The 23,554-nt window shown below is 58.6% G+C and carries 23 protein-coding genes; 17 read left to right on the top strand and 6 right to left on the bottom strand.

Annotated elements, in window-relative coordinates:
* Positions 1-241 precede the first annotated feature (241 nt).
* Positions 242-1,831, top strand: coding sequence for an ABC transporter substrate-binding protein (locus tag ACWKWM_RS00445; RefSeq protein ID WP_483844235.1), 1,590 nt, complete (start codon positions 242-244; stop codon positions 1,829-1,831).
* Positions 1,832-1,842: 11 nt separating this feature from the next.
* Here the strand turns inward: ACWKWM_RS00445 and radC are convergent, their stop codons facing one another.
* Positions 1,843-2,517: a RadC family protein gene (gene radC, locus ACWKWM_RS00440; RefSeq protein ID WP_483844234.1), complete on the bottom strand. Its 675-nt coding sequence runs from the start codon at positions 2,515-2,517 to the stop codon at positions 1,843-1,845.
* 134 nt (positions 2,518-2,651) lie between these two features.
* Here radC and coaBC point away from each other — a divergent pair, with 134 nt between their 5' ends.
* The 4 genes from coaBC (at position 2,652) to argB (ending at position 7,961) form a co-directional block, all read left to right on the top strand.
* Positions 2,652-3,860, top strand: coding sequence for a bifunctional phosphopantothenoylcysteine decarboxylase/phosphopantothenate--cysteine ligase CoaBC (coaBC, locus tag ACWKWM_RS00435; RefSeq protein ID WP_483844233.1), 1,209 nt, complete (start codon positions 2,652-2,654; stop codon positions 3,858-3,860).
* Positions 3,861-3,866: 6 nt separating this feature from the next.
* Positions 3,867-4,322 carry a dUTP diphosphatase gene (gene dut, locus ACWKWM_RS00430; protein ID WP_483844232.1) on the top strand — a complete coding sequence of 152 codons (456 nt, stop codon included), beginning with the start codon at positions 3,867-3,869 and terminating at the stop codon, positions 4,320-4,322.
* Positions 4,323-4,430: 108 nt separating this feature from the next.
* Positions 4,431-7,031, top strand: coding sequence for a phosphomannomutase/phosphoglucomutase (locus tag ACWKWM_RS00425; RefSeq protein ID WP_483844231.1), 2,601 nt, complete (start codon positions 4,431-4,433; stop codon positions 7,029-7,031).
* Between the two features lie 24 nt (positions 7,032-7,055).
* Positions 7,056-7,961, top strand: a complete 906-nt coding sequence (gene argB, locus ACWKWM_RS00420; protein WP_483844230.1) for an acetylglutamate kinase — start codon at positions 7,056-7,058, stop codon at positions 7,959-7,961.
* A gap of 79 nt (positions 7,962-8,040) precedes the next feature.
* Here the strand turns inward: argB and ACWKWM_RS00415 are convergent, their stop codons facing one another.
* Positions 8,041-8,637, bottom strand: a complete 597-nt coding sequence (locus ACWKWM_RS00415; RefSeq protein WP_483844229.1) for a DUF4124 domain-containing protein — start codon at positions 8,635-8,637, stop codon at positions 8,041-8,043.
* A 22-nt stretch (positions 8,638-8,659) separates the two neighbouring features.
* On the bottom strand, positions 8,660-9,301 hold the full coding sequence (gene pyrE, locus ACWKWM_RS00410) for an orotate phosphoribosyltransferase (RefSeq protein ID WP_483844228.1): 642 nt from the start codon (positions 9,299-9,301) through the stop codon (positions 8,660-8,662).
* An 82-nt stretch (positions 9,302-9,383) separates the two neighbouring features.
* On the opposite strand from pyrE, the gene ACWKWM_RS00405 reads away from it, so the two are divergent.
* On the top strand, positions 9,384-10,163 hold the full coding sequence (locus ACWKWM_RS00405; protein ID WP_065988229.1) for a catabolite repression control protein Crc: 780 nt from the start codon (positions 9,384-9,386) through the stop codon (positions 10,161-10,163).
* Between the two features lie 192 nt (positions 10,164-10,355).
* On the opposite strand, the gene ACWKWM_RS00400 is transcribed toward ACWKWM_RS00405, so the two are convergent.
* A complete protein-coding gene (locus ACWKWM_RS00400; RefSeq protein ID WP_483844227.1) occupies positions 10,356-10,724 on the bottom strand; it encodes a DUF4870 domain-containing protein in 369 nt (122 codons plus the stop codon).
* A gap of 27 nt (positions 10,725-10,751) precedes the next feature.
* The gene (gene rph / locus ACWKWM_RS00395; RefSeq protein ID WP_483844226.1) at positions 10,752-11,474 is read right to left on the bottom strand and encodes a ribonuclease PH; all 723 of its coding nucleotides are present in this window, start codon (positions 11,472-11,474) and stop codon (positions 10,752-10,754) included.
* 302 nt (positions 11,475-11,776) lie between these two features.
* Between rph and ACWKWM_RS00390 the strand changes: the two genes are divergently transcribed.
* The 6 genes from ACWKWM_RS00390 to ACWKWM_RS00365 all read left to right on the top strand — a co-directional run bounded on the left by ACWKWM_RS00390 (position 11,777) and on the right by ACWKWM_RS00365 (position 17,107).
* Positions 11,777-12,640: a YicC/YloC family endoribonuclease gene (locus ACWKWM_RS00390; protein WP_483844590.1), complete on the top strand. Its 864-nt coding sequence runs from the start codon at positions 11,777-11,779 to the stop codon at positions 12,638-12,640.
* 13 nt (positions 12,641-12,653) lie between these two features.
* Positions 12,654-13,274: a guanylate kinase gene (gene gmk, locus ACWKWM_RS00385; RefSeq protein WP_483844589.1), complete on the top strand. Its 621-nt coding sequence runs from the start codon at positions 12,654-12,656 to the stop codon at positions 13,272-13,274.
* A gap of 198 nt (positions 13,275-13,472) precedes the next feature.
* Positions 13,473-13,736, top strand: a complete 264-nt coding sequence (gene rpoZ / locus ACWKWM_RS00380; RefSeq protein ID WP_002551500.1) for a DNA-directed RNA polymerase subunit omega — start codon at positions 13,473-13,475, stop codon at positions 13,734-13,736.
* Positions 13,737-13,796: 60 nt separating this feature from the next.
* Positions 13,797-15,905, top strand: coding sequence for a bifunctional GTP diphosphokinase/guanosine-3',5'-bis pyrophosphate 3'-pyrophosphohydrolase (spoT, locus tag ACWKWM_RS00375; RefSeq protein WP_483844225.1), 2,109 nt, complete (start codon positions 13,797-13,799; stop codon positions 15,903-15,905).
* 24 nt (positions 15,906-15,929) lie between these two features.
* Complete coding sequence (locus ACWKWM_RS00370) at positions 15,930-16,310, top strand: RidA family protein (protein WP_268798840.1); 381 nt, start codon at positions 15,930-15,932, stop codon at positions 16,308-16,310.
* A 59-nt stretch (positions 16,311-16,369) separates the two neighbouring features.
* The gene (locus ACWKWM_RS00365) at positions 16,370-17,107 is read left to right on the top strand and encodes a hypothetical protein (protein ID WP_483844224.1); all 738 of its coding nucleotides are present in this window, start codon (positions 16,370-16,372) and stop codon (positions 17,105-17,107) included.
* 112 nt (positions 17,108-17,219) lie between these two features.
* Here the strand turns inward: ACWKWM_RS00365 and ACWKWM_RS00360 are convergent, their stop codons facing one another.
* On the bottom strand, positions 17,220-18,077 hold the full coding sequence (locus tag ACWKWM_RS00360; protein ID WP_483844223.1) for an NAD-dependent epimerase/dehydratase family protein: 858 nt from the start codon (positions 18,075-18,077) through the stop codon (positions 17,220-17,222).
* 211 nt (positions 18,078-18,288) lie between these two features.
* Between ACWKWM_RS00360 and exbB the strand changes: the two genes are divergently transcribed.
* The 5 genes from exbB to recG all read left to right on the top strand — a co-directional run bounded on the left by exbB (position 18,289) and on the right by recG (position 23,526).
* On the top strand, positions 18,289-19,257 hold the full coding sequence (exbB, locus tag ACWKWM_RS00355; protein WP_483844222.1) for a tonB-system energizer ExbB: 969 nt from the start codon (positions 18,289-18,291) through the stop codon (positions 19,255-19,257).
* A gap of 3 nt (positions 19,258-19,260) precedes the next feature.
* Positions 19,261-19,686, top strand: a complete 426-nt coding sequence (gene exbD, locus ACWKWM_RS00350; RefSeq protein WP_483835174.1) for a TonB system transport protein ExbD — start codon at positions 19,261-19,263, stop codon at positions 19,684-19,686.
* Complete coding sequence (locus ACWKWM_RS00345; RefSeq protein WP_483844221.1) at positions 19,683-20,426, top strand: energy transducer TonB; 744 nt, start codon at positions 19,683-19,685, stop codon at positions 20,424-20,426. The genes exbD and ACWKWM_RS00345 overlap by 4 nt, the downstream gene beginning before the upstream one ends.
* Before the next feature lie 91 nt (positions 20,427-20,517).
* Complete coding sequence (locus ACWKWM_RS00340; protein WP_483835176.1) at positions 20,518-21,441, top strand: hydrogen peroxide-inducible genes activator; 924 nt, start codon at positions 20,518-20,520, stop codon at positions 21,439-21,441.
* A gap of 9 nt (positions 21,442-21,450) precedes the next feature.
* Entirely contained in the window at positions 21,451-23,526 is a 2,076-nt protein-coding gene (recG, locus tag ACWKWM_RS00335) for an ATP-dependent DNA helicase RecG (protein ID WP_483844220.1), read from the top strand.
* Positions 23,527-23,554 lie beyond the last annotated feature (28 nt).

The following is a 23,554-nucleotide window of genomic DNA, read 5'->3' as shown; positions in this document are numbered from 1 at the left end:
GCGGGCCCCTAGAAAAGAGCGCTGCTTTATACCAGAAACCTCCAGATGCAACAACAGCCATCACGCTTTCAATAGAGAAAACGCCGGGTTCTCAGCCTGACAGAGCCAGCCGCCATGGGGCAGCGCAAATATACCACTCGTCGCGCCAGACTGATTGTTCTGCGCCAATGCATAGTCTAGGGTTACTCCCTCACCAGACTGCGCCAGCAGATGGCCCCTACTGATCAGCAGGAACATCGCCATGCGTCTCGCTATATTGCCTTTTTTGCTTGCGCCCTTGTTCGCTCCGGTGATGGCCCAGGCCGCTACAACGTTGAGCGTTTGCACCGAAGCCAGTCCCGAAGGGTTCGACGTGGTTCAGTACAACTCGCTGACCACTACCAACGCCTCCGCCGATGTGCTGATGAACAGACTGGTGAACTACGATGCAGAGACTCGCAAGCTAGTGCCTAGCCTTGCCGAGAGCTGGACAGTCTGGCCAGACGGCTTGACGTATGACTTCAAACTTCGCAGCGGTGTGAAGTTTCACTCCACCGACTATTTCAAACCCACTCGCACGCTCAACGCCGAAGACGTCGTGTACAGCTTCCAGCGAATGCTCGACCCGGCCAACCCTTGGCATAAAGTGGCCGTACAAGGCTTTCCTCACGCGCAATCGATGCAGTTGCCAGCGCTAATCAAGAAGATAGAGGCGCCGGACGCCAGTACTGTGCGCTTTACGCTTGATCACCCGGACGCGACTTTCCTCGCAACGCTGAGCATGGGCTTTGCGTCAATTTACTCATCGGAGTACATGGCGCAGTTGATGAAAGCGGGCACGCCGGAGAAGCTGAACAGCCAGCCAATCGGTACGGGGCCGTTCATTTTCAAACGCTTCCAGAAAGACGCCGTTGTGCGCTACGAGGCCAATGCGGACTACTTCGCTGGGAAACCAGGCGTCGATGCACTGATCTACGCGATCACTCCGGATGCCAACGTTCGGCTGCAGCGGATCAAGCAAAACGAATGTCAGGTAGCGCTTTCACCCAAGCCGCTGGACATCGCCGAGGCCAGCAAAGACCCTGCATTGAAAGTCGAAAAAACTGACGCGTTCATGACTGCCTTTCTGGCCATCAACAGCCAGCACCCGCCGCTGGACAAACCCGAAGTGCGCCAGGCGATCAACCTGGCGTTTGATAAAGCGACCTATCTCAAAGCAGTCTTCGAAGACTCTGCCAAAGCGGCGAACGGTCCGTTTCCTCCCAACACCTGGGGTTATGCCAGCGACCTGCCGGGCTACAAGCTCAACATCGCCAAGGCCAAAGAGCTGCTGGCCAAAGCCGGCCTTAAGGACGGCTTCAACACGACGATCTGGACCCGTCCAACGGGCAGCACATTGAATCCGAACCCCAACCTTGGCGCACAGTTGCTGCAAGCAGACCTGGCAAAAGTCGGCATCAAAGCCGAGATCAAGGTGATTGAATGGGGTGAGCTGATTCGCCGCGCCAAGGTGGGTGAGCATGACCTGCTGTTCATGGGCTGGGCAGGCGACAACGGTGATCCGGATAACTTCCTGACGCCGCAGTTCTCTTGCGCCGCCGTGCAGTCGGGGACGAACTTTGCGCGCTTCTGCAATGCCGATCTGGACAAGCTGATCAGCGAAGGCAAGACCACCAGCGATCAAGACAAACGCAGCAAAATCTATCACCAGGCTCAAGCGCTGATTCAGCAGCAGGCACTGTGGCTGCCGCTAGCACATCCGACAGCCGCTGCGCTGACGCGTAAAAGCGTCGTGGGTTACTCAGTCAGCCCGTTTGGGCGGCAGGATTTCTCAAGGGTGACCGTAAAGTAAGTCCTGTTGTGCTACATCAACCCACTTTCCGCCATCGACAGTGGATCACCATCCCCAATGATCAGATGATCCAGCACTGACACGTCAACCAGCGCCAACGCCTCCTTCAGCCGCTGAGTCAGGTTCAGATCTGCCTGACTCGCGTCGGTGACGCCTGACGGATGGTTATGGCAAAGGATCAGGCTGGCCGCATTGTTGGCCAACGCTCGCTTGACCACTTGCCGGGGGTACACCTGGGCGGTGTTGATCGATCCATAAAACAGCACCTCGAAGGTCAAAACCCGGTGCTTGTTATCCAGGAAAAGGCACCCGAATACCTCATGCGGCTCATGCCTGAGCAATGCCTTGAGGTAGTTGCGCACTTGAAGCGGGTTTTCCAGCGCTGAGTCGCGCTTGAGTGATTCGGCCATGTGTCGTCGCGACATCTCCATCACCGCTTGCAGTTGGGCGTATTTCGCAGGCCCAAGACCCAATTCGCTGCTGAAGGTAGTCAGGCTGGCATCAAGCAATGCACGCAGGCTGCCGAACTGATTCAGCAGATGCCGGGACAGATCGACTGCGCTGCGCCCCGCAACGCCAGTACGCAGGAAAATAGCCAGTAATTCAGCGTCCGAAAGGCTCGCTGCTCCTCGCTCAAGCAGCTTTTCTCGCGGGCGTTCTGCCACAGGCCAATCACGAATACTCATAGCACCTCCATGTGTGTGGGCGCCGCTGTTCCCGTGCGGTCGCTGTGCTATCTTAGCCCATCTTTTTTGCGCGACGATCTGGCCTGGGGAGGCGTTTTGATTGCCGCGTGTTAACTCGACCAAAAGGCAGGCCTATGCAGCGGCTGTATCGGAAACGCATTGTTCTCGGCGTGGGCGGCGGCATTGCGGCCTACAAGAGTGCCGAACTGGTCCGCCGCTTGCGCGACCACGGTGCCGAAGTGCGGGTCGTCATGACCAAGGGCGGCGCTGAGTTCATTACCCCGCTGACCATGCAGGCTTTGTCAGGGCATCCGGTTCATATGGATTTGCTCGACCCGGCCGCCGAGGCTGCCATGGGGCACATCGAGCTGGCGAAGTGGGCCGACATGGTGCTGATCGCCCCAGGTACCGCCGACCTGCTCGCCCGCCTGGCCCAGGGCATTGCCAACGATTTGCTGACCACCGTGGTGCTGGCAACCGATGCAATCGTCGCCGTCGCCCCCGCCATGAATCAGGCGATGTGGCGCGATCCTTCGGTGCAGGCCAACATCCAGCTGCTCGAAGCCCGCGGCCTGCGCATGTTTGGCCCGGCCAGCGGCAGTCAGGCCTGTGGCGATATCGGATACGGCCGCATGCTCGAACCAAACGATCTGGCGCAATCTGCCGCCGACTGCTTCGAGCGCCTCTCGCTGACTGGCAAGCACGTGCTGATCACAGCCGGGCCGACCCAGGAAAACATTGATCCGGTGCGATACATCACCAACCACAGCTCCGGAAAGATGGGTTTTGCACTGGCCCAGGCAGCGGCCGAAGCCGGTGCGCGAGTGACACTGATAACGGGTCCCGTTCATTTGCAGACGCCCGATCGGGTGTCGCGAATCGACGTTGTCAGCGCCCGGGATATGCTCACCGCTTGCGAGGCTGCAATGCCGTGCGATTTGTTCATTGCCTCCGCAGCGGTCGCCGACTACCGCCCGGAAGTCGTCGCGCCACAAAAACTCAAGAAAGATCCTACGAACGGCGACGGTTTGTTGCTGCAGATGGTCCGCAATCCGGACATCCTCGCGACGATAGCCCAACGCAGCGACCGCCCTTTCAGCGTGGGTTTTGCCGCCGAGACCGAACACCTGCACGATTACGCTGCGCGCAAGCTCAAGGACAAGAACCTTGATCTGATTGTCGCCAACGATGTCGCCAACCCCAGCATCGGCTTCAACAGTGAAGAGAATGCTTGCATCGTGTTCGACCGGGCGCTGCACGAAACACTGTTTTCCCAAACCAGCAAGGCCAAGATTGCACGCCAGCTGGTGACCTTTATCGCCGACCGAATGACCCAGGTTTAATCACGTATGCATGCTCTACAAGCCAAGATCCTCGACCCCCGCATTGGTAACGAATTCCCGCTCCCCGCTTACGCCACCACCGGTTCCGCCGGCCTCGATCTGCGCGCCATGCTCAAAGAGAACACTGTCCTGGAGCCAGGCGAGACGCTGCTGATTCCAACCGGTTTATCCATCTACATCGGTGATCCTGGCCTTGCCGCGCTGATTCTCCCGCGCTCGGGGCTTGGCCATAAACACGGCATCGTGCTGGGTAACCTGGTCGGCCTTATCGACTCCGACTACCAGGGCGAACTCATGGTGTCCTGCTGGAACCGCGGCCAGACCGCATTCAAGATCGCGATCGGCGAGCGCCTTGCTCAACTGGTTCTGGTGCCGGTGGTTCAGGCTCATTTCGAACTGGTTGAAGCGTTCGATGAGAGCCAGCGCGGCGCCGGTGGCTTCGGTCATTCCGGAAGCCACTGAGCCTCTCGGGCCTGACAGCCAATTGCAGCATTTGAGCCGTGTTCGCCGCCTCTGATAACACGGCGTCCATCAAATCGATTCAGGGTCAGTTGAGCAGGGAGAGTTCAGGTGAAAGGCATCAAGCGCAGCGCCAAGGCGTCAGCTCGTACGGACGGCAGCGAGGTTCCGGGCAAGGATTCCAACCTGAGCTTGTCCACGCCTGGCCTGATGCCTTCGGTTATCGGTTTGGTCGCCGCTGCAATTCTGGTATGGCTCGGCCTGTTGAGCCAACCGCAACAGCATGACCAATTGACACAGGCGTGGGGCAGCGCGCAGGCGGGCGCGGTCAACAAAGCACTGCTGCAAATCCGCGCCGATACCGTGGCGGCAGCTCAAGATGGTGCGCTGTCCGGGGCCGTGCAAAGTAATGATCCAGCCCGCATCGCCAATGCTCAGACCTCGTTGAGGTTTCGCGATGGCGTGGTGGGCTCGCGCCTGGTCCCGACGGGCTTCAATGATGTAGATAATCAGGGCGCCCTGCCTGTCAACTTCGCCACCCTGGACATGCTCAATAAGGCCTCCAAAGGTGAAGCGCCTGCGCCCGAAGCCCGAAAAGTGGGTGAGGCCTGGCTGATCTACAGTGCCGCGCCATTGCGTGCTTCTCCGGAAGCGCCGGTTATGGGCACGTTGTTGCTGGTCTATTCCCCGCAGCGCCTGCTGAACGCTTTGCCGCAAACCCCCGATGATGTCGGGCAAATCGAGCTAAGCCAACAATTCGGCACGGCCGCCGCACAGCCCTTTCTGACCAGAGGGCAAGGCGATGGTAGCCAGCCGCAAGGTTTCGATACCGGGTTCGCTAACTGGAAGCTGAAGTTCACCTCAGGCCCAGCGCTGCATACATCACCAGCGTACTGGATGCTGATTCTAGCTGCGCTCGTGGCGCTGGGCGGCGTATCGCTGGGTCTTTATCTGAATGAAAGCGCCTTTAGACGGCGGGTCGCTGCGGACGCCCGACAGCTGGATCAGCTCATCCAAGAACTCTCTGGGGGAAAAGCCGTCAAATCCTTCGGTTTAAGCTTGCCCGCCCTCAACGGGCTCGCCCAAACCCTCGCCAGATTCTCGCTGCGCAACCAGCCCGCGGCCTCAACTGCCGCAGCGCACCCCAGCGATTTGACGGCATCGAACAGCGCTCTCACGAGCAGTGAATCCCCATCGGCATTCGTAGCAAAACACGCCGAACCTACAGGGCCGCTGTTTCAAGACACCGACATTCTGGACATCGACATTCTCGACGAAAACCTGGACTTCCTGAGATCGGAGCACCCTCAAGCCATGAACAGCACAGCATCCGCAGCCCCGCCATTTCCTGACAGCATTTTCCGCGCGTACGATATTCGCGGCGTGGTCGGGGATACGCTGACTGCTGAGACCGCCTACTGGATTGGCCGCGCCGTTGGCGCTCAAAGCATCGAACAGGGTGAACCCAACGTTTGCGTAGGCCGCGACGGACGCTTGTCAGGGCCAGAGCTGGTTCAACAATTGATCCAGGGGCTGCATGACGCAGGCTGTCACGTCAGCGATGTAGGCCTGGTACCGACGCCGGCGCTTTATTACGCGGCCAACGTGCTGGCAGGCAAAACCGGCGTCATGCTGACCGGCAGCCACAACCCCAAAGACTACAACGGTTTCAAGATCGTCATCGCTGGCGACACCCTCGCCAATGAGCAAATCCAGGCCATTCACGACCGAATCAAGAGCAACAATCTGCCCGCCGCAAAAGGCAGCATCACCCAGGTCAACATCCTCGATCGCTACTTCACGCAGATCAAGGACGACATCGTCCTGGCGCGCAGACTCAAGGTCGTCGTAGATTGCGGCAACGGCGCTGCCGGCGTCATCGCGCCTCAGTTGATCGAAGCGCTGGGCTGCGAGGTAATTTCGCTGTTTGCTGAAGTCGACGGCAACTTCCCGAACCATCACCCCGATCCGGGCAAGCTTGAAAACCTTCAAGACTTGATCGCCAAGGTCAACGAAACCGGCGCGGATCTGGGTCTGGCATTCGACGGTGACGGCGACCGCGTGGGTGTCGTGACCAACAAAGGCAATGTGGTCTATCCCGACCGCTTGCTGATGCTGTTCGCCCTGGACGTGTTAAAGCGCAATCCAGGCGCCGACATCATTTTCGACGTCAAATGCACCCGCCGCCTGACGCCTCTGATTAGCGAGCACGGCGGTCGTCCGGTCATGTGGAAGACCGGTCATTCCTTGATCAAAAAAGAGATGAAGAAAAGCGGCGCGCTGCTGGCGGGCGAAATGAGCGGCCATATTTTCTTCAAGGAGCGCTGGTTCGGTTTCGACGATGGCATCTACAGCGCAGCGCGCCTGCTGGAAATCCTCAGTCAAGCATCGCAGAGCGCCGAGGACCTGTTCGAGGCCTTCCCGAACGACATTTCGACGCCTGAAATCAATATCAAGGTGACCGACGTCACCAAATTCACCATCATCCAGGCGCTTGAGAAAGACGCGCGCTGGGGCGATGCCAAGCTGACCACCATCGATGGCGTTCGCGTGGACTATCCAAAGGGATGGGGGCTGGTTCGCGCTTCCAATACCACGCCAGTGCTGGTATTACGCTTCGAAGCTGAAACCGAAGAAGAATTGCAGCGCATCAAGGACGTGTTCCACGCTGAGCTGAAAAAAGTCGCACCGGACCTCGACCTTCCTTTTTGATCAACCTTTTTGAGTGGAGCCCAAATGACCCTCGAACGTGATGCCGCGACCAACGCCGCCAAGGTTCTCTCCGAAGCGCTGCCTTACATCCGACGCTTCGTCGGCAAGACATTGGTCATCAAATACGGCGGCAACGCCATGGAGAGCGAGGAGCTGAAGACTGGCTTTGCGCGCGACATCGTGTTGATGAAAGCCGTAGGCATCAACCCGGTGGTCGTCCACGGTGGTGGGCCGCAAATCGGTGATCTGCTTAAGCGTTTGTCGATCGAGAGCCACTTCATCGATGGGATGCGGGTCACTGACGCCCAGACCATGGACGTCGTGGAGATGGTGCTCGGTGGTCAGGTCAACAAAGAGATCGTCAACCTGATCAACCGTCATGGTGGCAGCGCCATCGGCCTGACTGGTAAGGACGCCAATTTGATCCGCGCCAAGCGCTTGACCGTGACGCGCCAGACGCCAGAGATGACCAAGCCGGAAATCATCGACATCGGCCAGGTGGGTGAGGTGGTTGGCATCAATACCGACTTGCTGAACATGCTGGTGAAAGGTGATTTCATCCCGGTCATCGCACCGATCGGCGTAGGCGTAGATGGCGAGTCCTATAATATCAACGCGGACTTGGTTGCAGGTAAAGTCGCCGAAGCCTTGAAGGCCGAGAAGCTGATGCTGTTGACCAACATCGCAGGCTTGATGGACAAAAACGGCGAAGTCTTGACCGGGCTCACCACTGAACAGGTCAACGGCCTGATTGCCGATGGCACTATCTACGGCGGCATGCTGCCGAAGATCAAATGCGCACTGGAGGCCGTCCAGGGTGGCGTCACTACATCGCATATCATTGACGGCCGGGTGCCGAACGCCGTGCTGCTCGAGATATTCACCGATACCGGTGTGGGCACCTTGATCAGCAATCGCAAGCGTCACTGATTGCTTGAAGCGCGTGCAAAAAGAGGCCCCGCCAACGAACATTGGCGAGGCCTTTTTGGTAGGCGGGTACGACCCGGTTCTAGGGCTGTAGAAGCTTCAGCAATCGGGCGCGATCCACGGCAAATGCCGCATCGGCCTGCTGGCGCGCTGTTTGGTAGCGCACAATTTCTTCCTTGAGGTTTTGTTGCTGCTCGCGCAGGTCATCCATCTGGTCCAGCAGCGTTTTCGGCACCTGTCGTCCAGCACGCTCTTGGTCAGCGGCCTGACTTTGCAGCGTCGACTGCTGAGCCGCCAACCCCTGAACGTTGCCCTGAGCCACCGCAATCAATGCATCCAGCTCGGCAAGACGCCGCGTCCTGGCGCGATCAATGTCCGGAATGCTGCTGTAGAGATGCGTCAGTTGCGCATCGGCGTCGGCTTGCACCTTGGCCGCTTGGGCCTGACGAATCTCATCGGCCGTCGGCGCGGGTGGAATAACCTGAATCACCCGCCCGCGCTGATTCAACACCTCATACCCTTTACCCGCGTACTCCGGCGGCACGCCTTGAGTATCGAGGACGGTCACGCCCCGGCTGTCGACATAGCGGTACAACATGATGGTCGGATTGTCGGCGGCCTGTAGGATTTCAACACTGCCCAGCGATAGACAAACAACGACTGCGCCCAGCTTGAGCATAAAGCGACATCCCTCTGGATACTCAGATTCCGTACTGAGCCCGATAGGCTTCAACAGCGGGCAAATGTTGCTTGAGCTGAGGATCGTCGGCCAGGTATTCGAGTACCTGATTCAGCGAAACGATGCTCACCACCGGCATCCCAAAGTCGCGCTCGACCTCTTGAATCGCCGAAAGCTCGCCATTGCCGCGCTCTTGCCGGTTCAGCGCGATGAGTACGCCAGCGGCTTTGGCTCCCTGACTGCTGATGATCTGCATCACCTCACGAATCGCGGTGCCAGCGGTAATCACGTCATCGATGATCAACACGTTGCCTTCCAGCGCAGCACCGACCAGGCTGCCGCCTTCGCCATGGTCCTTGGCTTCCTTGCGGTTGAAGCACCACGGCAAATCGCGGCCATGATGTTCGGCCAAAGCCACAGCCGTCGTGGCCGCCAGAGGAATACCCTTGTAAGCGGGCCCGAAGAGGACGTCGAAGGAAATTCCGCTTTCAACTACAGCTGAGGCGTAGAAACGGCCCAGTTGGGCCAAGGCCGAACCACTGTTGAAAAGACCGGCATTGAAGAAGTAAGGACTGGTGCGTCCAGACTTCAAAGTGAACGCACCGAAACGCAAAACCCCACGTTCGATGGCAAAACGAATGAAATCGCGCTGATACGCCTGCATGAAAAAAGCCCCGAATACCACGGATTTAGCTAATTAGGTAGAGCTCGGGTATCATACACGCACGTGATTTTTGGGGCCATTTATGCGGATCATCAGTGTGAACGTAAATGGCATTCAGGCCGCAGTCGAGCGTGGTTTGCTCAGTTGGCTGCAAGCTCAGAATGCCGACGTCATCTGCCTTCAGGACACCCGCGCCTCCGCCTTCGAACTGGACGACCCAGCCTTCCAACTGGATGGTTACTTCCTTTATGCCTGCGAAGCTGAAGTTCCCGCACAAGGCGGCGTGGCTTTGTACTCGCGGTTGCAGCCGAAGGCGGTTATCAACGGGCTAGGGTTTGAGACAGCCGACCGCTACGGGCGCTACCTGCAGGCAGACTTCGACAAAGTCAGCATTGCGACTTTGCTTCTTCCTTCCGGAATGAACGGCGATGAAGACTTGAATCAGAAATTCAAGCTCATGGACGATTTCGGCAAGTATCTGGACAAACAGCGGCGCAAACGTCGCGAGTACATTTACTGTGGCTCGCTCTACGTTGCGCAGCAGAAGCTGGATATCAAGAACTGGCGTGACAGCCAGCAATCTCCTGGCTTCCTGGCGCCAGAACGCGCCTGGATGGATGAGATCGTTGGCAACATGGGTTATGTCGATGCACTGCGCGAAGTCAGTCGCGAAGGCGATCAATACAGCTGGTGGCCAGATAACGAACAGGCCGAGATGCTTAATCTGGGCTGGCGGTTCGACTATCAGTTGCTGACCCCAGGTCTGCGTCGCTTCGTGCGTAGCGCACGTCTGCCACGTCAGCCACGCTTCTCGCAGCATGCACCGCTGATCGTGGATTACGACTGGACGTTGACCATCTAACGTTCAATCGCCCACAAAAAAGCCGACTTCGTGTCGGCTTTGTTTTGTCCGGCCAGACCCTTGGCCATTTAAAGCGGGAGGGAGCTTGCTCGCGAGGCGTCAGGTCAGACGGTGCTGCAGTGATGCAGTGCTGAAGCCCACGATCGCGAGCAAGCTCCCTCCCACCCAAAAACAGCCCTCAAAATTGAACTGTTATTTAACCAACCGCCACGTAAACGGATAGCGATACGCAATCCCGTCATTAGCCTTGATGCCCGCGATAATAGTCAGCACCAGCGCACCGACGCCAACCAACATCAACAACGGGAAGCCGATCACCACGATCATCAGCAGAAAGCAGATCATCGCGGCGATGGAAACAGATATCTGGAAATTCAAGGCTTCCTTGCCCTGCGCATCAATGAACGGGTCAGCCTCTTTTTTGAGCTGCCAGACAATCAGCGGCCCAAGCAAGTTACCAAACGGGAATATCAACCCGAAGAACGCTGCGAAGTGACAAAGCATCGCCCATTGGCGGGCTTCTTTGCTCGGCAGTGGAAGCGGGGGCTGGCTGTCGATCATCGTGCGTTCCCTGTGCTGATGGATGAATCAGTCGGCCAATGCGGCTTTCTGCAATTCAAAGAGTTCGGTCATGCCTTTCTGTGCAAGAGCCAGCATCGCATTCAGCTCTTCAGGCTGGAACGGCGCGCCTTCAGCGGTGCCCTGCACTTCGATGAAACCGCCAGCGCTGGTCATGACAACGTTCAAGTCGGTTTCGGCAGCCGAGTCTTCCAGGTAATCCAGATCCAGCACCGGCTCACCTTGATACATGCCGACCGAGACGGCCGCGATCATCTGCTTGAGCGGATCGCCAGCCTTGAGGCCGCCACGTTTTTTGATGGTTTTGAGCGCATCGACCAACGCAACCATCGCGCCGGTGATGGACGCAGTGCGAGTACCGCCGTCGGCTTGAATCACGTCGCAATCGACATACAGCGTGACGTCGCCCAGTTTGGACATGTCCAGTGCGGCACGCAGTGAGCGACCGATCAGACGCTGGATTTCCAGAGTGCGGCCGCCTTGCTTGCCACGGCTGGCCTCGCGCTGATTACGTTCGCCGGTCGCGCGCGGCAGCATGCCGTACTCGGCCGTCAACCAGCCCTGACCCTGACCTTTTAGAAAGCGCGGCACACCATTTTCAACGCTAACGGTGCAGATCACTTTCGTGTCACCGAACTCAACCAGCACAGAACCTTCGGCGTGCTTGGTGTAGTTGCGGGTGATGCGGATCGAGCGCAGCTGATCGGTAGCGCGACCACTTGGACGTTTCATCTGGGATACCTGTACTGAGACGGAAAACTGCCGAGCATTATAGAGGTGACAACCGATGCTGGGCACATCTAATCACCAGTCGATGACCATCGGCAGTCGGTGCCAGAGGTGACAGCACGCCGAAACGCTGAGCAACCTGACGCCATGCATCGCCTGAAGCGCAGCCATGTTTGGGCGCATACGCTGCACTGCGCTACAATCCTGCGCCTTTATAGCCTGTCGATTCTTGATGACACCCACTTGGGCAAAACACCGCCCGATGCAGGCTTTTTTCAATGCCTGACTTTATTGAGGTAACTCCCATGGTGCATAGCATGACTGCCTTCGCCCGAGCCGAGCGCGCTGGCACCCAAGGCACGTTGAGCTGGGAATTGCGCTCCGTCAATCATCGCTACCTCGAACCGCATCTGCGCTTGCCCGAGTCCTTCCGTGACCTCGAGGGCGCAGTGCGTGAGGCTTTGCGTCAGGGATTGTCTCGCGGCAAGGTTGAATGCACGCTGCGTTTTACCGAGGAAACAGCAGGCAAGCCGCTGCAGGTTGATCGCGAGCGCGCCGGGCAACTGGTCGCCGCTGCTGAAATCGTCGCCAGCCTGATCAAGCAACCCGCAGCGCTGAATCCACTTGAAGTACTGGCATGGCCCGGCGTGCTGGTTGCCGACGCAAGCGATCCACAAGCGCTGAATAACGACGCTATGGCGCTGTTCAATGAAGCGCTCGAGCAGCTGAAAGCTGGCCGCGGCCGTGAAGGCGCGGACTTGGCAAAACTTCTCGACGAGCGGCTCAGCGCGATCAAAACCGAAGTCGCCACGCTGCGCACGCTGGTCCCCCAGATGCTGGCAACGCAGCGGCAAAAAGTGCTCGACCGCTTCACCGACATGAAAGCCGAACTCGACCCGCAGCGCCTGGAACAGGAAATGGTTTTGCTGGCACAGAAAAGCGATGTGGCTGAAGAGCTCGACCGCCTCAGCACCCACGTTACTGAAGTGCGTAGGGTATTGAAAACCGGTGGGCAGGCCGGGCGCCGGCTGGATTTCCTGATGCAGGAACTCAACCGCGAAGCCAACACACTGGGCTCCAAAGCCTTCGATCCTCGTAGCACTCAGGCTGCGGTCAACCTCAAGGTTTTGATCGAGCAGATGCGCGAACAAGTGCAGAACATTGAGTAAGGCCACCCTCGACATGACCCACAGCACCGGCACCCTGTACATCATTTCCGCCCCTTCCGGCGCGGGCAAGACCAGCCTGGTCAACGCCCTGATCAACGCTCAGCCACAGATTCGCGTGTCCGTTTCCCACACCACGCGCGCCATGCGCCCAGGCGAAGTGGACGGCGTGAATTATCACTTTGTTGACCGGGCTGAGTTCGTGCGCATGATCGAACACGGCGACTTCCTCGAGCAGGCCGAAGTCTTCGGCAACCTGTACGGCACGTCCCAAAGCCGACTGCAGCAGACACTTGATGAAGGTCATGACTTGATTCTGGAAATCGACTGGCAGGGCGCGGCCCAGGTGCGCAAATGGATGCCCCATGCGCGCTCGATCTTCATTTTGCCGCCCACCCAGCAGGCGCTGCGCCAGCGTTTGACTAACCGCGGTCAGGACAGCGACGAGATTATCGAGGGCCGCATGCGTGAGGCTGTCAGCGAGATGAGCCACTATGTGGAATACGATTACATCGTGATCAACGATGATTTCGCCAGCGCGCTGGAAGATCTCAAAGCGATCTTCCGCACCAATCTGCTCAGCCAGGAACATCAGCAGCAGCGGTTCGGCGAGTTGCTGGCGCAGCTGTTGGCTTAAAGCTTCCTGTAGGAGCCGACTTGTTGGCGAGAAGGCGCCACGCGCGCACTCTGAAAGACCGCTTCGCGAACAAGTTCGCTCCTACATATTGACCTTTACGAAATCAGCGCTTCCCTAAACGCTGGTGTTTTTTTAAACTGTCGAGTCCGCTCGCCCATCCGGGCTCCGCGCATACCGCATTTGCTACGAGGAATACCCATGGCCCGCGTAACCGTTGAAGACTGCCTAGAACACGTGGATAACCGCTTTGAGCTGGTCATGCTCTCTACCAAGCGTGCTCGTCAACTGGCAACCGGCGGCAAAGAACCAAAGCTGGCGTGGGAAAATGACAAGCCTACCGTCATGGCATTGCGCGAAATCGCAGCCGGCCTGATGGATTATGCAGTAATCGCAGAAGCCGAAATCGTTGAAGATGAACCATTGTTCGCGGCGTTCGAGGACGAGTCCAACGAGGCCGTTTAAGCCTATGCCAGGTCGACGTAGTACGGCGCAGGGTCACAGCCACCGGCAGGGTTTCCTATCATGCCGAGCATAGACGCCCTCGCCGATCGCCTCTCGACCTACCTCGGCAAAGACCAGGTCAATCTGGTTCGCCGGGCGTATTTCTACGCCGAACAAGCCCACGACGGCCAACGCCGTCGCAGCGGCGAAGCCTATGTCACGCACCCGCTGGCAGTGGCCAATATTCTTGCCGACATGCACATGGACCATCAAAGCCTGATGGCCGCGATGCTGCATGACGTGATCGAAGACACCGGGATTGCCAAAGAAGCGCTTTGCGCTCAGTTCGGCGAAACCGTGGCTGAACTGGTCGACGGGGTCAGCAAACTGACCCAGATGAACTTCGAGACCAAAGCCGAGGCGCAAGCCGAAAACTTCCAGAAAATGGCCATGGCCATGGCGCGCGACATTCGCGTCATTCTGGTCAAGCTCGCTGACCGCCTGCACAACATGCGCACACTGGAAGTATTGTCCGGTGAAAAGCGCCGCCGTATTGCCAAAGAAACCCTCGAAATCTATGCGCCCATCGCCAACCGCTTGGGCATGCACAGTGTGCGCATCGAATTCGAAGACCTCGGTTTCAAAGCGATGTACCCGATGCGCTCCTCGCGAATCGGTCAGGCGGTCAAACGCGCTCGTGGCAATCGCAAAGAGCTGGTCAACAAGATCGAAGAATCGCTGAGCCACTGCCTTGCGGTTGATGAAATCGAAGGCGAAGTCAGCGGTCGTCAGAAGCACCTTTACGGCATCTACAAAAAAATGCGCGGCAAGCGTCGGGCCTTCAACGAGATCATGGACGTCTATGCGTTCCGGATCATCGTCGACAAGGTTGACACCTGCTATCGCGTACTAGGCGCTGTGCATAATTTGTACAAGCCGCTGCCGGGCCGCTTCAAGGACTACATCGCAATTCCCAAAGCCAACGGCTATCAATCGCTGCATACGACGCTGTTCGGCATGCACGGTGTACCCATCGAAATCCAGATTCGCACACGCGAAATGGAAGAGATGGCGAACAACGGAATCGCGGCGCACTGGCTGTACAAGTCCTCCGGCGACGAACAACCCAAGAGCACCCACGCTCGCGCCCGCCAGTGGGTAAAAGGCGTGCTGGAGATGCAGCAGCGTGCCGGCAACTCGCTGGAATTCATCGAAAGCGTGAAGATCGACCTGTTCCCGGACGAGGTCTACGTCTTCACCCCGAAAGGCCGGATCATGGAGCTGCCCAAAGGCTCAACGGCCGTCGATTTTGCATATGCCGTGCACACCGATGTGGGCAACAGCTGCATTGCCTGCCGGATCAATCGTCGTCTGGCGCCGCTGTCCGAACCGCTTCAAAGCGGCTCTACCGTGGAAATCGTCAGCGCACCTGGCGCGCGACCTAACCCGGCATGGCTGAACTTCGTCGTTACCGGCAAGGCGCGCACCCATATTCGTCACGCTCTGAAACTGCAGCGTCGTTCCGAATCCATCAGCCTGGGCGAGCGGCTGCTGAACAAAGTGCTGAACGGTTTCGAGACCTCGCTGGAAAAAATCCCCGCCGACCGCGTGCAACTGATTCTCGCCGAATACCGGGTCGAGGTCATCGAAGACCTCCTCGAAGACATCGGCCTGGGCAATCGCATGGCGTACGTCGTCGCGCGCCGCCTGCTCGCCAGTGAAGGCGAGGAATTGCCCAACGCCGAAAGCCCATTGGCCATTCGCGGTACCGAGGGACTGGTCCTTAGCTACGCCAAGTGCTGCACGCCGATACCGGGAGATCCGATCGTGGGTCATCTGTCCGCGGGCAAAGGCATGGTGGTGCATCTGGACAATTGTCGGAACATCAGCGAGCTGCGCCACAACCCGGAAAAATGCATTCAGCTGTCCTGGGCCAAGGACGTTACCGGCGAATTCAATGTCGAGCTACGCGTCGAACTGGAACATCAACGCGGCCTGATCGCGTTGCTGGCCAGCAGTGTCAACGCGGCCGACGGCAACATCGAAAAAATCAGCATGGACGAACGCGATGGTCGCATCAGCGTGGTCCAACTGGTGGTCAGCGTGCACGACCGCGTGCATCTGGCCCGCGTGATCAAGAAACTGCGCGCCCTGACCGGGGTGATCCGAATCACCCGCATGCGCGCGTAGCCAACCCGACAACAGGAGTTCTTCATGAGCAAGACCGTTATCACCAGCGACAAAGCGCCTGCTGCCATCGGCACCTATTCTCAGGCGATCAAGGCTGGCAATACCGTCTACATGTCCGGGCAGATCCCGCTCGATCCGAAAACCATGGAGCTGGTCGAAGGCTTTGAAGCCCAGACCGTTCAGGTGTTCGAGAATCTGAAGTCGGTTGCAGAAGCAGCCGGCGGTTCGTTCAAGGACATCGTCAAGCTCAACATCTTCCTGACTGACCTGAGCCACTTTGCAAAGGTCAACGAAATCATGGGCAAATACTTCGAGCAACCGTATCCGGCCCGTGCCGCGATTGGCGTTGCTGCATTGCCCAAAGGCGCCATGGTCGAAATGGACGCCATCCTCGTTATCGAGTAAATCCCTCGCGGAGCATTTCCTGCTCCGCCACTCCTATGAGCAAAGGAAGGACTCCGTTTATGCGCGTTGCGTTCGCCCTCTCGCTGCTGGCCGCACTTTTAAGCGGCTGCGCCAGCCACTCCAACCGCAGTCCTGACGGCACCTGGATCAACCAGACCGCCATCGATTCAGCCGCTACAGGCGGAAATCTGCGTCAGGCGTTGCTGGCCTACGGCCCCAATCTTGAATGGAACGTCGACACCAAAGGCGGCAAAGCAACTGCCTCCAATGGCTTTGAGCTTAGCGAAGGCAAAATTGTCAGCGCTGCAGACGGCAAGCTGCACATCGACTTCTACGGCAATTCGTTCGAGGACCTGACGCTCAAGGGCGATCAACTGGTGCAAACCGCCAGTGATTCCGGTCCGGAGCAGCACTTCAAGGCGCCTAAAGAAGCCGCTCCAGCAGGCGCTCAACCAGGCACCAGCTTCGAGCGCGCGCTCTACAGCGCTTACTTAGGCGGCAAATGGTCCATCGTGCAGGGCGAAGGCCAGGGCGGTGTGGTTGATTTTCAGCCAGACGGAAGCGTATCCGGCCTGCCAAACAATGATCGTTACGCACTCTGCCTGGCTGGCGATTGCGCGGCCATGAGCGGCGAGTACGACAGCATGTGGCTGGAGCGAAACGAAAAGGGCAACCCTTACATCTTCGTTCGCCAAGGTAACCAGCTGGAGATATTCCAGGCGGTGAATAACGCTAAAGCAGATGAAATGCCCGATCTGCGGCCTGGTGCGAGCCAGTGGTTGCTGCAGAAAAACTAAGCAATCACGCCTTTGCTCTGTAGGAGCGTGCTTGCCCGCGAAAATAGTGGCCTGTGCGGCAGATCTTCATCTGCCGAACAGATTAATCGCGGGCAAGCGCGCTCCTATAGGACTACGATTGCCCTTCAAGCATCGCCTCATACCCTTCCCGATAACTCGGATAACGCGGCGTCCAGCCCAGTGCTTTGGCCCGTGCATTGCTACAACGCTTGCTCCCCGCCCGGCGAATGCTGCTTTCTTCAGACCATTGCGTAACGCCCAGTCGCTGACGCATCCAGTTCACTACATCGGCCAAGGGGTCAGGCGCGTCATCAACACCGATGTAACACTCCTCCAGGGCCACACTTCGTGCGTCTGCCAGCAGCAGAAATGCCAACAGCCCGGCCGCGTCATCAGCGTGGATGCGATTGCCATATAAAGGCGGGTTTACCGCCACGCTATAGCCCTGGCGCACCCGGTTCATCAGATCGCTTCGACCCGGCCCATAAATGCCGGTGAGCCGGACAACACTGGCGGGAAAGCCACTGTGCAACGCAACCTGCTCGGCTTCGAGCATGACCTCGCCAGAAAATCCGCTTGCCTGTGTGGGCGATATTTCGTCGACCCACTCACCCTGTTGCTGCCCATAAACGCTGCTGCTGGAAACGAAAATCAACCGTTTTGGTCGTTGCCCGCTGCGCCGAGCCCAGTCCAGCACATGGCGCAGGCCTTCGACATAGGCCGCCCGATAGCCCGCCTCGTCACGCTCAGCAGGCGTCGCGCAATACACCAGGTAATCGATTTGGCCATCGGGCCATTGCTCCGGCATCCGCGCGTCGAACAGATCCGCGCTGACTCCAACTACGCCGTGTGGCAGTTTCCCCGTCGCGCGGCGTAAACCATAAACAGTCCAGTCATGGGTCAAGAGTTGCAACGCCAGACGACTGCCGATATCGCCGCAACCAGCAATCAAAACGCGGGGGGCCGCCATATCACATCTCCACTAGAAAGGTCATTTTGGTCACTAAATCGGCCGAAAACTCGACCGGCGAAACGCGACTGAAGGAAAAAAAGAAACTCTGTTACTTTCGTTAACGAGAATTACTTGCAATAATACTGGCCCTTTGTTCTGCTCCGCTCGCCTTGCGCCAGCGCGACGTATCCAGAACGAACACCTATTTTTCATCTCAGGTCCGGTCAGCATGATACCTATTCAGTCCCCCGCTTCGCCTATCAAGCTTCCACGCCTGCCACGTGCTCTACGCGGTATCGCAGCAGTCCTGTTCAGCCTGACGCTGATGCCCGTCGCACTTGCCGACGCGACTGCGCCGAACCAGCCTCCCGCCACACAATCGGCAGCCCCAGCCACTGCTCCAGTTGACACCACCGCAGCCCCAGCCGTTCAAGCGCCAGTCGCTCCGGCTGATGCCCTGGACGCCGCGCCGGAAGACAACAGCCTAGGCATGTCCCACGACTTGTCGCCATGGGGCATGTACAAAAACGCAGACGTGGTCGTCAAAGCCGTCATGATTGGCCTGGCGATCGCCTCGATCATCACTTGGACTATCTGGATTTCCAAAGGCTTCGAACTGCTGGGCGCCAAACGTCGTCTGCGCGGCGAAATCGCCAACCTGAAAAAAGCCCGCACCCTGGACGAAGCCAGTGTCAGTGCCAGCAAACAAGGCACGCTGGCCAATCTGCTGGTACATGATGCTCTTGAAGAGATGCGCTTGTCCGCCAACGCCCGCGAGCGCGAGGGCATCAAAGAACGTGTGAGCTTTCGTCTTGAGCGCCTGGTTGCAGCGTGCGGCCGCAACATGAGCATGGGCACCGGCGTACTCGCCACTATCGGTTCGACTGCCCCATTCGTGGGCCTGTTCGGCACCGTGTGGGGCATCATGAACAGCTTCATCGGTATCGCCAAAACCCAGACCACCAACCTCGCCGTCGTTGCTCCCGGCATTGCCGAAGCCTTGCTGGCAACGGCGCTAGGGCTGGTGGCTGCGATTCCTGCAGTTGTCATCTACAACGTCTTCGCTCGCTCCATCGCCGGCTACAAGGCACAGGTTTCCGACGCATCCGCGCAGGTTCTGCTGCTGGTCAGCCGCGACCTGGACCACCAGCCTGCCGTCGAACGCAGCCAGCCGCCGCACATGGTAAAAATGGGGTAAGCCATGGGCCTGCATCTGAATGACAGCGGCGACGATCTCGCCGAGAACCACGAAATCAACGTCACGCCGTTTATCGACGTCATGTTGGTTCTGCTGATCATCTTCATGGTGGCGGCGCCTTTGGCCACGGTGGACATCAAAGTCGACCTGCCCGCCTCCACGGCCAAACCTGCGCCCCGACCCGAAAAACCGATCTTCCTCAGCGTCAAAGCCGATCAGAGCCTGTACCTGGGCGACGAGAAGGTCGCGCGTGAGCTGATCGGTCCAACGCTGGACGCCAAGACTAAAGGTAAGAAAGACACGACGATCTTCTTCCAGGCTGACAAAGGCGTGGATTACGGCGACCTGATGGAAGTCATGAACGCTCTGCGCGGCGCCGGTTACTTGAAAGTTGGCCTGGTCGGTCTTGAGACGGTTGGTAAGAAATGATCAGTACGCGCCAAAAACTGACGCGCTATAGCGGTAGTCTGTTGTTGGTGCTGGCGGTGCATGCCATTGCGATTATCGTCGCTTTGCGCTGGCCCACTTCTCAGGCCATCGAGTTGCCCCCGGCAGCGATGATGGTCGAGCTGGCGCCAACCCCTGAGCCCGCGCCACCGCCTCCGCCCAAAGTTGTTCAACCGCCACAGCCACCCGCGCCGGAAGAGGAGCTGCCACTTCCTCCGATCGTTGAAGCGCCGAAACCGGAAATCGCAGTACCCAAGCCGGTCAAGCCCAAGCCAAAACCGCAGCCGCCTAAGCCGGTGAAGAAGGTTGAGCCGCCCAAGGAAGAAAAACCTGCCGACGAAAAGCCGGTAGACACACCGCCTTCCAACGCTAAACCGGAAAAATCAGCTGCACCACAAGTGGCTCCACCCAGTCCGCCGAGTACTGCACTGCCTAGCTGGCAGGGAGATTTGCTGCGTCACCTGAGCAAATTCAAGCGTTATCCGGAAGACGCGCGTCGTCGCGGCACTCAGGGCATTAGCCGGTTACGCTTCGTGGTCGACAAGGACGGCAACGTACTTTCCTACGAAATTTCCGGAGGATCGGGCAGCGCATCACTTGATCGAGCGACCCTGGAAATGATCCGTCGGGCGCAGCCGCTGCCCAAACCACCAGCAGAACTGCTCAATAATGGCTCGGTTGAAATCGTAGCGCCCTTCGTTTACTCCCTGGATAAACGATGAAATCTTGATTTTGTTACACCTGACGGGTTGATAACGTGCGTCTATCGATTGCACCCGCTATGCTGGGGCCGCAACTTCATGGACGCACGCTATGACCCTTACAGAATTGCGCTATATCGTTACCCTCGCCCAAGAGCAACATTTCGGCCATGCGGCCGAGCGTTGCCACGTCAGCCAGCCCACGCTGTCGGTTGGCGTGAAGAAGCTGGAAGATGAACTCGGTGTGCTGATTTTCGAGCGCAGCAAGAGTGCGGTACGTCTGACGCCGGTTGGCGAGGGCATCGTGGCTCAAGCACAGAAAGTGCTCGAACAGGCGCAAGGCATTCGTGAACTGGCGCAAACCGGCAAAAACCAGCTGACCGCACCGCTCAAGGTCGGCGCGATCTACACCGTGGGCCCTTACCTGTTTCCGCACTTGATCCCGCAGCTGCATCGGGTCGCCCCGCAGATGCCGTTGTACATCGAAGAGAACTTCACCCACGTCCTGCGCGACAAACTGCGCAACGGTGAACTGGACGCGATCATCATCGCGCTGCCGTTCAACGAGTCCGACGTGCTGACCCTGCCGCTCTACGATGAACCTTTCTATGTCCTGATGCCTGCTGATCACCCATGGACACAGAAAGCCACCATTGATGCGTCCGCGCTCAACGACAAAAGCCTGTTGCTGCTAGGCGAAGGCCACTGCTTCCGCGATCAGGTCCTCGAAGCCTGTCCGACCCTGGTCAAAGGTGGCGACAGTGCCAAGCACACCACCGTGGAATCCAGCTCGCTCGAAACCATCCGGCACATGGTTGCTTCCGGACTTGGCGTTTCGATCCTGCCAATGTCCGCAGTCGACAGCCACCACTACGCCCCCGGCGTGATCGAAGTACGTCCACTGTCGCCGCCTGTGCCATTCCGCACGGTTGCGATCGCCTGGCGCGCCAGCTTCCCTCGGCCGAAAGCCATCGAGATCCTCGCTGACTCGATTCGTCTGTGTTCGGTTGCCAAACCCAAAGCACAAGCGAGTTAAGCAGGCAGTATGACGGAGCTGTCCCACGTCTCGGTGACGGCGCTCAAGGGCGTCGGCGAGGCCATGGCTGAGAAGCTGGCGAAGGTCGGACTGGAGAACATTCAGGATGTCCTGTTCCACCTGCCCCTGCGTTATCAGGATCGAACCCGCGTCGTTCCTATTGGCCAATTGCGGCCGGGCCAAGACGCGGTGATCGAAGGCGTGGTCAGCGGCACCGACGTGGTGATGGGCAAGCGCCGTAGCCTGTTGGTCCGTCTGGGTGATGGCACTGGCGTGCTGAGCCTGCGTTTTTATCACTTCAGCAACGCGCAGAAAGACGGCTTGAAACGCGGCACCCACGTTCGCTGCTACGGTGAAGCCCGTCCCGGTGCGTCGGGACTGGAAATCTATCACCCGGAATACCGTGCGCTGACAGGCGACGAACCGCCTCCAGTGGACGTGACGCTGACACCGATTTACCCGACCACCGAAGGCCTGACCCAGCAACGCCTGCGCCAGCTGTGCCAGCAAAGCCTTTCAATGCTTGGGCCGCAAAGCCTGCCTGACTGGCTTCCCGAAGAGCTGGCTCGCGACTATCAGCTGGCGCCGCTCGACGAAGCCATTCGTTATCTGCACCACCCGCCTGCCGATGCCGACGTAGAAGAGTTGGCCTTGGGTCATCATTGGGCTCAGCATCGCCTGGCGTTTGAAGAGCTATTGACCCATCAATTGTCGCAACAGCGCCTGCGCGAAAGCCTGCGCTCGCAACAAGCTCCTGCGTTGCCCAAAGCCAAGAAGCTGCCTAAGCAATTTCTGGCCAACCTCGGCTTTCCGCCAACCGGCGCGCAAACACGGGTGGGCAATGAGATCGCCTACGACCTCAGTCAGCACGAGCCGATGTTGCGGCTGATTCAGGGCGACGTTGGCGCCGGTAAAACCGTGGTCGCTGCACTGGCTGCATTGCAGGCGCTGGAAGCGGGCTATCAAGTGGCGCTGATGGCGCCGACTGAAATCCTCGCCGAGCAGCACTACATCAACTTCAAGCGCTGGCTTGAACCGCTGGGCATCGAAACCGCCTGGCTGGCGGGCAAGCTCAAAGGCAAGGCGCGGGCGACTTCCCTTGAGCAGATTGCTACCGGCACGCAAATGGTGGTGGGCACCCATGCGCTGTTTCAAGACGAAGTGCAGTTCAAAAACCTCGCGCTGGTGATCATTGATGAGCAGCACCGTTTTGGCGTGCAGCAGCGTCTGGCGCTGCGCAAAAAAGGCGTCGGCGGCCGGATGTGTCCGCATCAACTGATCATGACCGCAACGCCTATACCTCGCACGCTGGCGATGAGCGCATATGCAGACCTCGACACCTCGATTCTCGACGAACTGCCTCCCGGCCGCACACCCGTCAACACGGTGCTGGTGGTCGACAGCCGCCGCATCGAAGTGGTCGAGCGGGTGCGAAATGCCTGCGCCGAGGGCCGTCAGGCTTATTGGGTCTGCACGCTGATTGAGGAATCCGAAGAGCTAACCTGTCAGGCGGCCGAAACCACGTTCGAAGAGTTGACCAGCGCGCTGGGTGAATTGCGCGTCGGCCTGATCCACGGCCGCATGAAGCCCGCCGAGAAAGCCGCGGTGATGGCCGAGTTCAAGCAAGGCGCGCTACAGCTCCTGATCGCGACAACCGTGATCGAAGTCGGTGTTGATGTGCCCAATGCCAGCCTGATGATTATCGAAAACCCGGAGCGCCTGGGCCTGGCGCAACTGCACCAACTGCGCGGTCGGGTTGGACGAGGCAGCGCGGCGAGCCATTGTGTGCTGCTGTATCACCCGCCGCTTTCGCAAATCGGTCGGCAGCGGCTGGGCATCATGCGTGAAACCAACGATGGCTTCGTGATCGCCGAGAAAGACCTCGAACTTCGTGGCCCCGGCGAAATGCTCGGCACGCGACAAACGGGTCTGCTTCAATTCAAGGTCGCAGATCTGATGCGTGATGCCGATCTATTGCCAGCCGTTCGAGACGCAGCGCAGGCGCTGATCGAACGATGGCCCCAGCACGTCAGCCCGTTGCTCGAACGATGGCTGCGACATGGCCAACAATACGGCCAAGTGTGAAGCAGTAACCGCAATCCGTTACCGCCTC

It is taken from the genome of Pseudomonas rosaeacicularis (genome assembly GCF_057128745.1).
The sequence above is the reverse complement of the archived record's forward strand: the minus strand, read 5'-3'. Positions and strand labels throughout refer to the sequence as shown.